Annotated in this window: 16 protein-coding genes; 9 read left to right on the top strand and 7 right to left on the bottom strand. The window is 53.2% G+C overall.

What is annotated here, in order from left to right:
- Positions 1–13 precede the first annotated feature (13 nt).
- A complete protein-coding gene (locus B3K89_RS05665; RefSeq protein WP_345907172.1) occupies positions 14–610 on the top strand; it encodes a GyrI-like domain-containing protein in 597 nt (198 codons plus the stop codon).
- A gap of 1 nt (position 611) precedes the next feature.
- Here B3K89_RS05665 and B3K89_RS05660 read toward each other — a convergent pair whose 3' ends face one another.
- From B3K89_RS05660 to trmL, 4 genes are read right to left on the bottom strand one after another with little or no spacing between them, the layout of a single operon-like run.
- Positions 612–2,063 carry a nicotinate phosphoribosyltransferase gene (locus tag B3K89_RS05660; RefSeq protein ID WP_345907171.1) on the bottom strand — a complete coding sequence of 484 codons (1,452 nt, stop codon included), beginning with the start codon at positions 2,061–2,063 and terminating at the stop codon, positions 612–614.
- Positions 2,064–2,075: 12 nt separating this feature from the next.
- Complete coding sequence (serS, locus tag B3K89_RS05655; protein ID WP_345907170.1) at positions 2,076–3,356, bottom strand: serine--tRNA ligase; 1,281 nt, start codon at positions 3,354–3,356, stop codon at positions 2,076–2,078.
- Between the two features lie 10 nt (positions 3,357–3,366).
- Positions 3,367–4,182, bottom strand: coding sequence for a pyrroline-5-carboxylate reductase (gene proC / locus B3K89_RS05650; protein WP_293890639.1), 816 nt, complete (start codon positions 4,180–4,182; stop codon positions 3,367–3,369).
- Positions 4,183–4,184: 2 nt separating this feature from the next.
- Complete coding sequence (trmL, locus tag B3K89_RS05645) at positions 4,185–4,685, bottom strand: tRNA (uridine(34)/cytosine(34)/5-carboxymethylaminomethyluridine(34)-2'-O)-methyltransferase TrmL (RefSeq protein WP_293890636.1); 501 nt, start codon at positions 4,683–4,685, stop codon at positions 4,185–4,187.
- Between the two features lie 134 nt (positions 4,686–4,819).
- Between trmL and B3K89_RS05640 the strand changes: the two genes are divergently transcribed.
- Positions 4,820–5,644 (top strand): undecaprenyl-diphosphate phosphatase, encoded by an 825-nt coding sequence (locus B3K89_RS05640; RefSeq protein WP_293890633.1) that lies wholly within the window; start codon positions 4,820–4,822, stop codon positions 5,642–5,644.
- Position 5,645: 1 nt separating this feature from the next.
- The gene (locus B3K89_RS05635; RefSeq protein ID WP_345907169.1) at positions 5,646–6,794 is read left to right on the top strand and encodes an MFS transporter; all 1,149 of its coding nucleotides are present in this window, start codon (positions 5,646–5,648) and stop codon (positions 6,792–6,794) included.
- A 251-nt stretch (positions 6,795–7,045) separates the two neighbouring features.
- Here the strand turns inward: B3K89_RS05635 and dinB are convergent, their stop codons facing one another.
- Genes dinB through B3K89_RS05620 form a run of 3 tightly spaced genes read right to left on the bottom strand, consistent with a single transcriptional unit; the run spans position 7,046 to position 10,808 of the window.
- Positions 7,046–8,242, bottom strand: coding sequence for a DNA polymerase IV (gene dinB / locus B3K89_RS05630; protein WP_293890627.1), 1,197 nt, complete (start codon positions 8,240–8,242; stop codon positions 7,046–7,048).
- A 5-nt stretch (positions 8,243–8,247) separates the two neighbouring features.
- On the bottom strand, positions 8,248–9,330 hold the full coding sequence (locus B3K89_RS05625) for a D-alanine--D-alanine ligase (RefSeq protein ID WP_293890624.1): 1,083 nt from the start codon (positions 9,328–9,330) through the stop codon (positions 8,248–8,250).
- Positions 9,327–10,808: a Mur ligase family protein gene (locus B3K89_RS05620; RefSeq protein WP_293890621.1), complete on the bottom strand. Its 1,482-nt coding sequence runs from the start codon at positions 10,806–10,808 to the stop codon at positions 9,327–9,329. The genes B3K89_RS05625 and B3K89_RS05620 overlap by 4 nt, the downstream gene beginning before the upstream one ends.
- Before the next feature lie 87 nt (positions 10,809–10,895).
- Between B3K89_RS05620 and B3K89_RS05615 the strand changes: the two genes are divergently transcribed.
- From B3K89_RS05615 to B3K89_RS05590, 6 genes are all read left to right on the top strand, one after another.
- On the top strand, positions 10,896–11,978 hold the full coding sequence (locus B3K89_RS05615) for a hypothetical protein (protein ID WP_298505292.1): 1,083 nt from the start codon (positions 10,896–10,898) through the stop codon (positions 11,976–11,978).
- Positions 11,979–12,057: 79 nt separating this feature from the next.
- Positions 12,058–12,234, top strand: a complete 177-nt coding sequence (locus B3K89_RS05610) for a hypothetical protein (protein ID WP_293890615.1) — start codon at positions 12,058–12,060, stop codon at positions 12,232–12,234.
- A gap of 69 nt (positions 12,235–12,303) precedes the next feature.
- Positions 12,304–13,764, top strand: a complete 1,461-nt coding sequence (locus B3K89_RS05605) for a glutamate ligase domain-containing protein (RefSeq protein ID WP_293890612.1) — start codon at positions 12,304–12,306, stop codon at positions 13,762–13,764.
- Positions 13,761–14,630, top strand: coding sequence for a YicC/YloC family endoribonuclease (locus tag B3K89_RS05600; protein WP_293890609.1), 870 nt, complete (start codon positions 13,761–13,763; stop codon positions 14,628–14,630). Before B3K89_RS05605 ends, B3K89_RS05600 begins: the two co-directional genes overlap by 4 nt.
- A gap of 11 nt (positions 14,631–14,641) precedes the next feature.
- A complete protein-coding gene (gene cmk / locus B3K89_RS05595) occupies positions 14,642–15,166 on the top strand; it encodes a (d)CMP kinase (RefSeq protein ID WP_293890606.1) in 525 nt (174 codons plus the stop codon).
- The gene (locus tag B3K89_RS05590) at positions 15,153–15,620 is read left to right on the top strand and encodes a hypothetical protein (protein ID WP_293890603.1); all 468 of its coding nucleotides are present in this window, start codon (positions 15,153–15,155) and stop codon (positions 15,618–15,620) included. Before cmk ends, B3K89_RS05590 begins: the two co-directional genes overlap by 14 nt.
- The last annotated feature ends 57 nt before the right edge of the window (positions 15,621–15,677 follow it).

The raw sequence follows: 15,677 nt of genomic DNA, 5'->3' as shown, positions 1-15,677 counted from the left end.
CAAGGAGGTCCGCTTGATTGAGTATGATGTAAGAAAAGCTCTCAAAGAACTCTACAATCCCAAAAAAGAACCCTCGTTGGTCTACGCTCCTCAACAGGTCTACTGCATCGTTGACGGGGAGGGTAAGGCCGAGGACGAAGCCTATGAACTGGCGGTCCAGATGCTCTATGCCATCAGCACTACCTTGCAGGCTGAGTTCGGCAGGCATCGTCTCTATCAAAGCTTTGCCGTCTCCCCGCTCGAGTGCCTGTGGGTGCCCTTGGAAACAGAGAACCGGAGGACCTGGCAGTGGTCGGCAATGATCGCCCAACCTGACTGGCTGAACGAGGAGCTTTTCCTGCAGGTGCGCGACCAAGTAGCATTCAAGCAAGGACTTTCCACTGCTTCCGTCCACCTTGGATTGCTCGAAGAGGGATTGTGTGTCACTGCACTGCATACCGGTTCCTATAAGGATGAAAATGCAAGCATGGCAAGAATGCAAGCTTTTTGTGACGAACACGGCCTGAGAAGGGTGGGGACGGCGCACAGGGAGATTTATCTGGACAATTGCAGGAACACAAGAGCCGCCCTGTTGAGGACGGCACTAAGGTTTGCAGTCGAGCGAATGTGAGTTACTGCTCGTCCTTCGCCTTCCTGCGCTGGGCGACCAAGAGGTCCATCTTCAACTTCTTAAGCTTGGAGGAGAGACTGACTTTGTAGATATGCGGATTGATTTGCCGCAAATAGCTCTTGTGAAATGTTTTAAGGCTTTTTTGTGCATATGCTTGAATCTGCTGCAGGGAGGGTTTCTCCGTCACACGCCTGCCTTCCTGCATGATTGTTTTGAGAAGCGGCTCACAGCGGGTATAGCGGTCGCTTTGCATCTCAAAGAAATCAGCCTCGGCGAAGGGATGGTAGAACGTATATTTTTTACCGGCGACTATCTGCTCGTGATGCAGTGTCACAAGGTCGGCTATCGCTCCACCTTCAGCATCATAAAACCGATAGACCTGCTTGATGCCCGGATTGGTGGTCTTCTCAAAGCTGTTGGAGATTTTCATGGTGGGTACGATTGTTCCATCGGCATTCTGCTTTGCAGCGAGTTTATACACCCCGTTGAGCGAAGCTTGGCTTCCTCCGGTCACCAGGTGCGTTCCGATTCCCCAGCTGTTGACGGGAACTTCGTCATGCACCAGGGTCTGCACAATTTCCTCCGTCAAATCGTTGGAGACTACGATTTTTGCATCCGTAAGGCCGGCATCGTCGAGTTTCTTGCGAATAACCCGGGGAAGGTAGGAAAGGTCGCCGCTGTCGATGCGCACCCCGATGGATTTCCCTTTCTTTTGCTGTTCAAGCCCGACGATGATGGCATTGTCGATACCCGATCCCAAGGTGTCATAGGTATCGATGAGCAGTACGGTGTTGTCAGGGTAGAGCTTTGCATAGGCACGAAATGATTCTAATTCGCTGGGATAACTCATGATCCAGGAGTGGGCCATGGTTCCAGCCACCGGAATATGGAAAACCTTTCCAGCCAGGGTGTTGCTGGTGACCTGGCAACCTCCGATGAATGCAGCCCTGCTTGCCGACAGTGCGCCATCGCCTCCCTGAGCCCTTCTCAGTCCGAATTCCATCAAGCTGCCGCGATTGCTGGCCAAGGCCATGCGGGAAGCCTTGGTTGCTATCAGGCTCTGGAAGTTCAGGGTATTGAGCAGAAGCCCTTCGATAAGCTGGGCCTCAATGAGGTTTGTATGCACCCGCAGCAAAGGTTCTGAGGGGAATACCACAGTCCCTTCCTCGACGGCGAAGATGTCCCCTTCGAACCGGTATGTTCTCAGATACTCGAGGAACGAGGAGTCAAACATGCCCAAGCTGCCAAGATACTCGATATCCGTATCACTGAATTGCAAAGCCTCAAGTTTATCCACCAGGTCGTGCAGGCCGGCAAATACCACATACCCTCCTTCGAAGGGGTTTGTGCGGTAGAACATATCAAAGACGACCTCGGGGTTGTGCTTGTTCAAATAGTACCCTTGCATCATGGTCAATTCATAGAAATCGGTTATCAAGGCGCTTGTAAGCATTGTTTTCCTTCCTTAGGCTTTCGCCTCGATCTTGGTGAAGCCGGTGTACGGCACCAAGGATTGGGGAATGAGCACCGACCCATCCTCGGTTTGGTAGTTCTCAAGGATGGCAACCATGGCACGACTGAGGGCGATGGCGGTTCCGTTGAGCATATGTACAAATTGGGTTTTCCCGTTTTCATCGCGGTATCGAATGGACAGGGAGCGCGCCTGGTAGTCGGTGCAGTTGCTGGTGGATGTCACCTCGCCATACTCACCGTTCTCACCTCGGCCGGGCATCCAGGCTTCAATGTCGAACTTGCGATAGGCGGGAGCCCCAAGATCTCCTGTGCAGGTATCGACAACACGGTAGGCAAGACCCAGACCGCTGAAAATCTCTTCCTCGATCGCCAACAGCTGCTGGTGGTATGCATCCGATTGCTCGGGCAGGCAGTAGATGAACATCTCCAGCTTGGAGAACTGGTGTACGCGGTACAGACCCTTGGAATACTGTCCTGCACCTCCTGCTTCACGACGGAAACAGTGGGACAGACCGGCCATCTTAATCGGCAGTTGTTCGCGCTCGAGAATCTGATCGGCATAGTAGCCGCCCAAGGTAATCTCCGCTGTTCCAACCAGGCAAGCTCCGGTACCCTCGATGGTGTAGATGTTGCTCTCCTCTCCACGAGGATTGAACCCGATGCCCGAAAGGATTTCTTCCTTGGCGATATCGGGGGTGATGAAAGGGGTGAACCCATGCTTGATCACGATATCCATTGCATATCGCTCAAGAGCCATCTGCAGGATCACCGCTTCTCGCTTGAGGTAATAAAACTTTGGACCCGAAACCCTGGTTGCGGTATCGAAATCGATGAGGTCCAGCGATTCCCCAAGCTGCACATGGTCCTTGGCCTTGAAGGTGAAATGAGGGATGTCTCCCACAAACTTGATTGCGGTGTTGTCCTTGTCCTCTTTTCCCACTGGAGCATCGGGATGGGCGTAGTTTGGAATGGTTCCAGCCTGCTCACTGAAGGCTTTGTTGATTGCATTCAGCTGCTCTTCGACCGAGGCGATGCTCTCCTTCAGGCTTTTGCCTTCGGCGATCAAGGCTGTCCTGGTCTGGGAGTCGAGCTTGCCTTTCATTTTCTGTGCATTCTCATTGCGTTGTGCTCTCAGGTTTTCTGCTTCCTGCATCAAAGCTGAACGCTTTTCCTGCAATTCAATGATTGCATCGATATCAACGCTCATATTTCGTACGCGAATGTTCTGAGCAATCTCATCGCGCCTGGCTTTCAACTCTTTCAAATCAATCATGCTGTTTCTTTCACCTCTTCCCTGTAATTTCTCGACCAAGCAATGCCCGTTCTTCCATCGCTTTTGATTTGCTGCAACTAGCCTCGACTGCTTGCATCACCACCGCATCAAAGGCCCCTTCACAGAGGGCCTGCATTCCCTCGATGGTGGTCCCTCCCGCTGAACACACCATGGTGGCCAGTGCGACCGGGTGTTGTTTGGAAGTGGAAAGCAAGGCGTTCGTGCTGTTCATTGTTGCGCTGACTATCTCAAGAGCCTGTGGATAGGGGATGCCCTCCCTGACCCCTCCCATGCTGAGCGCATGGCAGAATTGCAGCATGAAAGCGATGGCCGACCCGCTGATGCCGATGAATGCGGAGAACTGACTCTCATTCAGATGAAAGGCCTGTCCGAAAGACTGAGCGATGTCCCTTGCATAGGCAAGGTTTTCCGCCCAGCAGTTGGGATGTGCTGCATAGGCTGTCACTGCCGCCTTTTGTGATGCAGCGATATTGGGCATGAAGCGTACCACCTGGTCACTTCCAAGCTCCTCTGCCAAAACCGCAAGAGGAACTCCTGCAGCTATCGATATCCAAGCTTTTTCACTGCTGTTGTGCTTTCTGAGTATCGGATAGAGGGAGGGGAGTATCTGCGGTTTTACGGCAAGCAGGACACGCTGTGATCGGTCGAGCAGATCCTCAAGACTGGAGGCCGCTTCGATACCGGGAAACCGGGTAAGGACTTCCATTTTCTGTTGGTCGCTGTCATAGACGACCGCCCCGTCGGGAAGGCTTTGTGCTATGGCCCCTCCCATGTTGCCGCATCCAATGATTCCGAGCTTCTGCATGCTCACTCCTTCCAAGCTAGGCGATGCAGTGTTCCCGTTCTGCCAAGGTCGGGAAACTGAGCCTGCCTGAGATATTCGTAGGTAGCGATGGCCACACTGTTGGAAAGGTTCAAACTGCGCGCTTGGCTGCGCATGGGTATGCGTACACAGCTGTTTTGATGTTCTACGAGGATGGTCTCGGGAATTCCCTCACTCTCCTTGCCGAATACAAGGTAGGTTTCCTCCGGGTATGAGACCTCGGCATATATCCGTTGAGCTTTGGTGGTGAAAAAGTAGAGGTTTTCTGTCCTTTTCTGTTCCATGAATTCCTCGATTCCCGAATATTCGCGAAGTGTCAGCAACGGCCAGTAATCGAGGCCGGCACGCTTCAGATGCTTTTCAGAGAGGCTGAAACCCAGTGGATGAACCAGATGCAACGTCGCCCCGACCGCTGCACAGGTACGGGCGATGTTTCCGGTATTTTGCGGAATTTCTGGTTCAAACAGGACAATATGCAGAGCCATGGTCCTCCCCCTAAGGCAAATCTACCACTTGCAGGGAATCAGTACAAGGTGGTCTGACTGAGAGCTGCGGCATTTATCAACCTTGTAAACCGTTGAAGATTGCTCTAGACTTGCTTCAGTTTGGAGGGTTATGTATGGTCGAGATTTTGAAGGCTTTGGTTTTGGGTGTTGTACAGGGAATCACCGAATGGCTGCCCATCAGCTCGACAGGGCACCTGCTGCTTTTGGACGAGGTGCTTCACATCAACCTTGGCGAGCATGCCAGAGAGCTGTTCATGGTCATCATCCAACTGGCCTCCATTTTGGCTGTTGTCGTACTTTACTTTTCCACGCTCAATCCTTTCTCCTTTCGAAAGAGCAAGCAGCAGCGGACGGCAACCTATCTGCTTTGGGTCAAAGTCCTGATAGCAACCATTCCCGCCGGTATTGCAGGGGTTCTGCTCGATGACTACATGGATGCGCATCTGTATCGCTGGCCGGTCATCGCCCTTGCCCTCTTTGTCTACGGGGTGCTCTATCTGTTTTTGGAGAAAAGCAGCATTGGAAGAGCACCGAAGCGGGTGAAGGACCTCGATTCCCTCACCTATACGGATGCCCTGCTGCTCGGCTTTTTCCAGATGCTTGCCCTTGTTCCGGGAACCAGCCGTTCAGGCTCGACAATCCTGGGAGGCATCGTCATCGGCCTGGAGCGGCAGGTAGCCGCCAGGTTCTCTTTTTTCATGGCAATCCCAATCATGGCAGGGGCGTCCCTGTTGAAGATCCTCAAGCTTGGCTTCTCCTACTCGGCAGAGGAGTATCTCTTGCTTGGAGTCGGGTTTGTCAGCTCCTTTCTCGTCTCCCTGGCCTGCATCAAAGCCCTCATCGCCTATGTTAGGAGCCATGACTTCTCAGCTTTCGGCATCTACCGCATCGTGCTTTCGGTCGTGGTCGTCATGTATTTCTCTACGATAGGAGCCTGACATGTTGCTGCTTATTCTCATCTATCTGGCCTTCATCAGCCTTGGTCTTCCCGACGGGGTGTTGGGCAGCGTATGGCCTGTCATGCGCCTGGAGCTCGGGCTTCCTTTGGCAAGTGCAGGCTTGTTGGGCGCTGCAGGCTCCATAGGCACGGTAGCTTCAGCACTGCTCAGTTATCGATTGATCAGCCGGTTTGGAACAGGCAAAGTGACGTTGGTGAGCGTACTGATGACATCGTTGGCCCTCTTCGGCTACTCAATCTCATCGACTCTGCCCTCTCTCATGCTCTGTACCATCCCGCTCGGGCTGGGAGCCGGTTCGGTCGATTCTGCTCTGAACAACTACGTTGCACTGCACTATGAGGCAAGGCACATGAACTGGCTTCACTCGTTCTGGGGTTTGGGAGCGACTGCAGGACCGGCGGTGATGGGCCTGGTTCTCTCCTTGCAACTAAGCTATAGGGCGGGATATCGCACCCTGGCTGCTTTGCAAATGCTGTTGGCTCTTGCCCTGCTTGCCTCGATTCCCTTGTTTGAGCGACCTGCCAAGCAAGTTGCACATTCGCATGAGAGCTGCAAGACCAAGCGCACCAGGCACAAGGCACTTCCCTTCGCCCTGCTGGGTTTCTTCCTGTATTGTGCCTTGGAGGTGTCCACCGGACTGTGGGCGGTCAGCTATCTTGTAGAAGTGAAGGGCTTGGCCGCAACGCGGGCCGCCCTGTACGGCTCACTCTTCTTTTTCGGGATAACAAGCGGAAGAATGATAAGCGGATTCGTATCGATGCGGCTCTCCAATACCAAGTTGATTTATATCGGCTTGGCATTGTGTCTGTTCGCCTTGGCGTTTCTCTTCATATCGCCGCTTCCGTTTGCCGGATACTCGCTCTTGATGTTGGGCTTGGGATGTGCTCCTGTTTTTCCCAGCATGATCCACGAGACCCCTCGAAGGTTCTCCATCGAGGATAGTCAGCGCATCATCGGTTTGCAGATGGCTAGTGCATACGTAGGAAGTACAATCACCCCGCCTCTTTTCGGCGTACTCGGATCTGCAGTGGGCCTGCAATGGATGCCGCTGATGCAGTTCTGCATCTTGTTGTTGCTCTTTCTGTGCATGGTCACTCTCAGCCGCCTTGCCAAGGTACATACGCTCTGACCGGGTTTTCAAAAGCAGAAGATGGGTGGCGGGCGGCATTGGAAGCAGGATGTCTGCAAAACCCAGTCCAACACAGATCAGTCAGCGTGTTGCAAGCACGATGCGTAGCACTTTTGATCGGCCAAGTGGTTTACTCAGAATTTTACCTAGTTGTGTTATAGAAATAACAAAAAATAGTAAAGTACTAAGATATAAAGGAACAAGCATGCGTGATGGCTGTCGTTTCGTGATGTCGACAGCTGCCCTTTCCCCTATTCCTGCACTTTTTCATTGCCGCCGGTCATCTTGCCTTTTCGTTCCAGATTGGTTGCCTTGACGACTTGCTTCCCCTCTTTCTGCAACTTCAACACCACTTGCTCCAATCGCCTCTTCTTCTCGTATGGATCTTCAAAGAGCTCTTCCTGCAGAGGTCGTTCACCACTGTACAACTGATAGAGCCCGAGGCCGATGAGCCTGACCGGCCTGCCTTCGCTCCATTTTTGCTGCAAGAGCATTTTCGCATGCTGGTATATCTGTTCTGCGCTGTAAATGGTCGACTGCGGGGTGACCTGCACCGTGAAGGTGGTAAAGTCGGGAAAACGTAGTTTCAGACCGACGGTGCGTCCCATTTGTTTCTCATCCAGCGAACGGAACATGACTTCGTGGCTCATCCACAAAAGTGTCTGCTCGAGCACTTCAGAGGTGGTTACATCCTCGATGAAGGTTGTCTCGGTGGAGATGGAGTGGCTTTTGGCTTCCTCCTTGAAAATGCCGGGGTCGATGCCGCGGCAGGCAAGATACAGAAAATGCCCCATGCTCCGTCCGAACAAGCTCTGCAGGGTTTGTTCGCTGTATGTCCTGAGCTCCGCTGTGGATGTTATGTGATGCTTTGCCAGCTGTTGCTGGGTGACTTTTCCCACTCCCCACAACTTTTTGAGCCCCACTGCATCAATGAAGGCTATCTCCTTGCCCATCGAGACCCTGCATAGTCCATCGGGTTTGTCGTAATCACTGGCCATTTTGGCTATGAACCTGCTGGGTCCTATTCCTACCGAGATGTTCAGCCCTGTCTCCTGTTTCACCCGCTCCTTGAGCAATCTTCCCGCCTCACGGGGAAGCCCGAACAGTCGAAAGGTTCCGCTCATATCCAAAAATGCCTCATCGATGGAAATCTGGTGCACATCACTGGAAAAGGATTTGAGGATTTGCATGACCTGCCTGCTCACCTGGCTGTAGCGCTCCATGCGGGGTTCCACCACGATGGCCTGGGGGCAGAGCCGTAAGGCTTGGGCCATCGGCATCGCCGAGTGCACCCCGTATGCGCGGGCGGCATAACTGGCGGTGGCTACAACCGAGCGTTTTCCCAGGCCTCCTATGAGCAGGCACATATCCCGGTAGGCAGGGTTGTCCAATACTTCAACGGCGGCATAGAAAGCATCCATGTCAACGTGGAAAATAACGGTTTCCATAGGCCTTACCGCCTCGGAGGAGTATAGATTCGTTGCCGTTCCTCGGCATTGCGCTTGAGGGCGTCGGCAACCAAGTGCCTGCAAATGGTGGGAAGGTCATACCCGATGCTTGCCATCAGGGCGGGGTAGTGGCTTGTGCCGGTCATACCGGGAGAGGTATTGATTTCATTGAGATAGATTCGATTTCCACTTACAAAGAAGTCGATGCGGGCGTACCCGTCCCCCTTGATTGCAAGAAAGGCTTTTCTGGCATACTCGATGATGGTGCATTCAATGCCCGCATCCAAACCGCTGGGTATTCTGATATGTGCAGGGTCAACCTGTCCGTATTTGTGCTCATAGCTGAGATATCCGACGTTCTGTTTGGCAGGATCCACAACCAAACCGGGTCCCGCAATGACCAGACCCCGGTCAGATGTCTGTAACACCGCCGTCTCCACTTCCAGCAAAGGATGGATGAGCTGCTGTACAAGAACACGTTCGCTGTATACCCCTGCCAGTTTCACAGCATCCTGAAACGATTGGAGATCGCTCTTCATCAAGGCGCTGACGCCTACTGATGATCCGCTGTTTTCCGGCTTCACGAACAAATCGGGGCCGAGTTTGCTTTGCGATTGCACAAGCAGCTGGTCGAATGGCCCGTCTTGCACCTGTTCTTTGGTCAGCACCAAGGTGGGTACGGTTGGGATGTGCTCGCTTTCAAATACTACTGCGGCCAGGTGTTTGTGCATCCCAAGAGCACTACAGACGGTGTCGCAGCCGCACAATGGCAGCCTCGAGAGCATGCAGAGACCTTGCAGGTTGCCGTCCTCGCCTCCATATCCGTGGGTGGTGGCGAATACCGCGTCGATGGCAAGCTTTGCATCGCCGACAAAAAAGCCGAGGCCGGCGGCTGCAAAAACAGGCTTGTCTGTTGAGATGTGTTTGCTCACCTCGGCTTGTTGGAGGTACCATCGGCCTTCGAGGGTGATGGCGATGAGAAGCACCGAAAAGCCTGCCTGCCTGAGTGCTTGATGCATGGTTTTTGCGCTACAGATGGAGACATCGTGTTCGGCTGACCTTCCTCCATAGACGAGGGCTATGGTCATAGTCTCTTCTCCTCTTGTAGACGCAGGGCGGCCTGTACTTCTGCGACTTCGTCCCAGCTGATTTTTGCGTCCATCCGCTCTATGGTCTTTTCATGACCCTTTCCTAAAAAGAGAAGGGTGTCGCCGGACTGTGCAATCGAGATTGCCTTTCGGATAGCCTCCCGACGACTCTCAATCTCCCACACTGTGCAGGCAGGATTGTTCATGTGAAAGCGGAGGTCGGAGAAAATCGCCTGATTGCCCTCCCTGCGGGGGTCTTCCTCGGTGAGGATGATTGTTGAGCAGTACTTGTTCGCAATCCTGCCCATCGGGGATCGCTTTGAGGCGTCCCTTTCCCCTGCGCAACCAAAGACGGCAATGATGTCTCCTCCCTCGCTCGTCCGCTTTGCAAAGAAGAAAATTCCTTCGTAGGCATCGGCGGTGTGGGCAAAGTCGATGATGACCCGCAAGCCCAGTGAGTTCTCGATCAGGTGCATTCGGCCCTTGACCGGCTGGAGGGTTTTGATAAGGGGAAGCAGGGTCTCTTCCTTGATGCCGGTCAGATGGCTTGCACAAAAAATTGCCAAAAGTGCGTTGGTGGCCAAGCTGGGCAAGAGCAGCGGTGTCTGGATGCGTTGTCCCAGAATGTCAACCAATACGCCCTGGTACCCCATGAACTCGATGCGAAAGGGCACATCCTTGCCCAGGATGAGTGCTTTGGTGGTGCTCCTCAGAGCGGCGGTGAAGTATTCCAGTTTGGCGTTGTCGGTGCTTGATATAAACAAGCCTCCATCCTTGAGGGCTCGTACCAGGTTGACTTTAGCCTGGGTGTACTCCTCAAGACTGTGGTGAAACTCCAGGTGTTCGCTGGTTACTTTGGTAACGATGGCAGCATCGAACTCGATGCCCGCCAACCGGTCGAAGGTGCTGCTCAAGGCGTGGCTGGTGCATTCCAGAACGACCTTTTCAACCTTGTTTTCAACACAACGATGCAAAAAGGCGTGCAACTGGTCGGGCTCGGGCGTGCTTTGCCGATAGGGAGAGTCGACCTTGGTCGACCCATCGTCGATGCTTACGGTGGTGAGCAAACCTGCTTTTACGCCGTTCTTTTGCAGCAGCTGGTAGAGATAGTCGCAGGTGGTGCTCTTTCCGTCGGTGCCGCTCACCCCGATGATTCCCAGCTTGTCCTGCGGTCGGTCGTAGAAAGCGGAACACATACGTGCAAAGGCGGTATGGGGCTTCTTGACTTGGTACCAACGGATGTGTGCGGGAATCGGCAGCAGGGAGAGGTCCCGTTCACTGATAATGCAGACAGCCCCTTGTTCGATCGCCTCTTGGATATAGAGAATCCCATCGGTTCTCAGTCCATGAAAGGCGAAAAACACGGAGTTGGGTTTGCATTGCTTCGAGTGCTGGCTTATGGTTTGGATGAGTATGGAATCGTCTTGCATCGCATCTTCGATGCCTATCGACTGTAGGAGTGCTGCTAGGGTTTTCATACGTGTATGGTACTTCACATCCAGAAGGTTTGCAAACAACTGGTGGCGTGTTGTTTCATTTTTTGCTATGCTTGGTCTGAGTGAGGTATGACGATGTCCAAAAAGGTGATGCTGGTCCTGCTTGTCTCGATTCTCTGCATGACGAACGCGTTTTCGCTCCCTTTGGACTTGGCTTCCGGCTCTGCCTGGGGTATGGCCGACGCCGGGCTTTCCCTTGACTATGAAAGCGATTCCTTTTTGGCAAACCCGGCCTTGCTTGGTTTGGAGAAGGACAAGGATACTTCATTTTTGGCCTCCGCCCGTTTCCAGGATGCATTGGATGCTTCGAATTTCACGCTCTCTCCGTTTGCTGCACGATTGGAAGAGCCTGTAGCCGATTGGGCGATTTCCTTTATTTCCGGAAGCCTTGCCTTCTCGATCCAGAACAGGAACACCTTGGAGAATCGCCCACTGTTTTCCGATGCCTCCGAATATGTGGGGAAGAGGGCCACACTCTTTCAGTTCGACTGGGCCACATCGCGTTCCGTTTTCTCGTTCGGTGTAACTGCACGTGCTTCGGCAGTCAGTGAACGGAGCTTGGTAAAAATCCAGGACGATCGAATTTTGCTCGATTACTTTGTCGAGACCACCGTCGGCCGGTATGAAGCGGTGGACGATCTGTCCAGCGTAACATTCGGCGTCGGGATCCTGTTGGATTATCGTTGGTTCAAGATGGGGGTGGTCAGCGACCAGCTTGCCTACGGCAGTGCAGAGCAATCACTGGTGGTCAGTATGGATTCCTTGCTGAAGACCCTCGATTGGGGTTTCTCTTTCAGCTCTCCAACCTATGATGATGCCAATCAGCTGCATCTGTTGAAATTCCAGGGGGCGTTGGACTTTGTAAATCTGGGGTCCGATACCGATAGGGAGCTGAAATTGGGAATTTCGGCCAAGTTGCAGTTGCTTCCTACCTGGTCGGTCAGCCTGCAATTGGGATATCGCGAGTATAAGCCGGAGAGCACGGACCTTTTGAAATTCTCCCTTGCCCGAGGCAGGCAGACCCTTGCATTGAACGCCCAACTCGACACGTTCAAGGTAACCTTGGCTTGTGGTTGGCCCACTGCGTGGTACTCCAAGACTGCGACAAGCCAGCAAGCGGTTTTGCTTGTCGGGGTAGCCTTGATCCTCTAAATTGGGTCCACTTGACACACACGTTTGCCCACTATATAGTCAAACGATAGAACGTTTGAACCTGTAAGGAGTAGAGTATATGTCCAAAGCACATAGAGGCAGTGGGATCAGGAGCGAAGTGAACCATGGACGTGGTCAGTGCCCCGTTTGCAAGAGAACCGAAGTCAAGGTTATGTATGAAGTGACCATCGACGGTCAGAAAGCCAAGGTCTGCAAGCCTTGCAATGCCCACATCAAGGCAACTGCATCCAACTAAAAACATAGTTGTTGGAACCGAGACTGTCCTGTGTGGCAGTCTTTTTTTTCGTTTGAAGAGGGAGCTGGTATGGATCTGCAGTCACAGCATTGCTATCTGGTAGGAATGAAGGGTACAGGCATGGCCAGTCTGGCCGTCCTGCTTAAGCGGATGGGCTGCCAAGTACGCGGATGCGACCGTGACGAAGTGTTCTTCACCGATGCCTTGCTCGAACAGGAAGGCTTGGCCTGTGATATCGGTTTTTCCGAACATCTGCTGGCCAGCGACATCTCCCTGGTCATTTACAGCAGCGCCTATCCCCTGCAAACACCAATTCTCCAGGCTGCTGCCCGGTGCGGGCTCGCCCTCTACTCATATCCAGCTTTCATCGCCCTGCTTACCAGGCGCCAGGACAGCTATGCAGTTGCAGGCACCCATGGCAAGAGTACGACCTGTTCGGTGGCTTCCCATCTGTTGCGGGAAGCCTCGGACGCTGCGTTTCCGTTCTATGCAGTCTACGGTTCATCCCAAACCGGCCTCAAGCACTATCCCTATTACGGTGGTGAGTGCGCGCTTTTCGAGGCCTGCGAGTACCAAGACCATTTTCTCTCCTATGATCTGCGGGCGGTGCTGATAACCTCCATTGAGTTTGACCATCCTGACTACTTCCACTCCTTGGAGGATGTGAAGCGCAGTTTTGAGTCCTTGGTCTCCAAGCTCAAGAGCGGAGGAATCCTGATATACTGCGCCGATGATGCCGGGGCCTGTGAAGCAGCGGCGTATGCCGCTGTCAATCGGCCCGACCTGACAATCCTGTCGTACGGCTTTTCGGCAAAGCCGCCGTTCAGAATCATGCAAAGCGGTCCTGACAGCTATACGCTTGCAGTACTGCCTGAAAATCCCTTCACCGTCCAAGCGAAAGCGAGGGCCTTGGTGTGCGACCACATCGGCGCATTGGTTCTCTCGGTTGCAATGTTGCTCGACCGTCCACGGCCGAAGCTCTACCTCCAGGACCAGGCTTTGCTCTCCGATGAAGTGCTTCTTACGTTGGTATCCAATCTTTCGCGTCATTTGGGCTCCTACACAGCTTGTACCGGCAGAACCGAAGTACTGTTTGAACAGAATGGTGTGGTGTATGTCGACGACTACGCCCATCACCCTTCGGAAATCCGAACAAGCTTGGAAGAACTCAACGAACGGTATCCCCGACACAAGATCCTGGTGATTTTCTGCCCCCATACTGCGAGCCGGACACGGGCTTTCTCCGATGATTTTGCCCGGGAGCTGTCCAAGTGCGATGCACTTATCGTGCAGGCCACCTATGCATCGGCAAGAGGGGACGGCCCCTCGGGTCCTGATCCAGCACAACATCTTGCCCGGCAGGTATCGAGCCTGACTTCAACCACATGCGCCTTTGCTCAAGACGAAGATACCGCCCTCGCTCTTGCCAGCCTCTGGTTGCAAGAGCGATGGTTGTGTATTACGATGGGTGCGGGCAACAACCGCAGCCTTTGCGAGCGTATTGCGCACCAGAGAAGGAGTCTTTCATGAAGAGCATGACCGGGTACGGATACAGCGAATCCGTAGGCGAGCAATTCCAGCTTGCCGTGGAGTTGAAGTCGTACAATAATCGCTATTTGGATATCAATCACAATATTCCCTATATGCTGGCCCCCTATGAGATGGAGATCGACAAATATATCGCAAAGGTGGCAAGTCGGGGCCATGTGGAGGTCAACATCAGGGTCAAGAATTTGGCCAGTGATGTGGAGTTGTATGTAGACGCAGAAGCTGTAAAGAATTATACACACGCATTTGCTTCGATTGCCGCACTCTCCGGCAAAGCCCTGAAGCCTCGGTTATCTGATTACCTGGGCAGCGAGGGTGTGTTGGTGAGCCTGAAAGGCAACGACAGCGAACGCTACCGCCAGGTTCTCTTTGAGACACTGGAATCGGCTTTGGTGCAGTTTTCACAGAGCAAGACGCGGGAGGGTGAATCCACCAAGCGGGACTTGGTTCGCTTGGGAGGTCTTGTCGCCGAAGGCTTGGATGTGGTCAAGAGCCATGCCAATGAATTGGAGCAGATGGTAAAGGACACATTGCGGTCTCGTTTCAACGAGATGCTCGGTGATCAGAACTATGATGAGAATAGGATTTTGCAGGAAGTGGCGGTCATGCTCGTCAAATACTCGGTGCATGAGGAGATCAAGCGTCTGGGAGTGCACCTGAAAGAGTATTTCTCCTTGCTGGAAAAAGATGAGCCGACCGGCAAGCGCCTTGACTTCCTCTGCCAGGAGATGAATCGGGAGATCAATACCATCGGCAGCAAGAGCCAGATGGTCGAACTGAACATCCAGGTGGTCAAGATGAAGGACGGTCTGGAGAATATTCGTGAACAAATTCGGAACATCGAGTAACGGAGGATTTCGTGCGTATTGCTATTAGTGGAAAGAGCGGTTGTGGAAATACCACGGTCTCTCAGTTGGTTGCAGATGAACTGGGGTATCCCATGATAAATTTCACCTTCCGTACCCTCAGCGAAGAGAAGGGCATTGAATTCTGGACGTTCTGCAAAATGGCGGAGGAGAGTGATGAATTCGACCTTGAGGTGGACCGAAGGCAGGTTGAGATGGCCCTATCCCAGCCGGATTGCGTACTTGGCAGCCGCCTGGCGATCTGGATGCTCAAGCAGGCCGATCTGAAGGTATATCTTTCCGCAAGCTCGCTCGAACGTGCCCGAAGGATCATGCAACGCGAAGGGGGGACGCTGGAAGAACGTCTTGAGCAGACTCGACGCCGTGATGCAAACGATAGTGCACGGTACAAACGATTATACAACATCGACAACAGCGATACCTCGGTTGCGGACCTGGTCATCGATACTTCCGAGTTGGGGCCGGAGGATGTAGCACGAATTATCATCAAGGAGGCCAAGGCCCGTGAAATACGCTAAGCCAATGCTTGTCATCATCCTTCTGCTCTCGTGTTTCACCTTGGCTGCGAGACCGTATGCAGGTATTTCCCAGTCGTTGATGTCAACGGGCTTGGAGGTGGGAATGCTCAACAGGACATTCGAGCAGAACCTTGCGCTAAGCCTGCCGATGCGTGCACCTTCGCTTCAGGCTGCGGGCATCGAGACTACCATGCTGTACCGGTTGCCTCATCTTTCCCCGGTGATGGCGGGCTTGGGCTTGAAGGCCCGCCTGGGTTGGGAGCAAGGGGTGGGATATGAACTGGGAGCGGGGTTTGCCCTTTCGCTCTCCTATGAGTTTCTTTTCTCACGGGGCATTGTTTTTGTCGAGGGTTCGTACCTGCCTTGGATTACAGCGCAAGGTTCTGCAATCGATGATGTAATTCAGGACATGGTCAGGCAGTACATCCGCTTCGGTTACCGCCATGTTTTCTAAGGTCTGTACATTTTCCAAGTAAATCTCTATAATAAAAGAGTTGTATCATTACCGTCT

Origin of the sequence: Sphaerochaeta sp. UBA5849 (assembly GCA_002432715.1) — a bacterium.
In the GTDB taxonomy this organism is placed as follows: domain Bacteria; phylum Spirochaetota; class Spirochaetia; order Sphaerochaetales; family Sphaerochaetaceae; genus Sphaerochaeta.
This window is presented reverse-complemented; position numbering and strand designations above follow the sequence as displayed.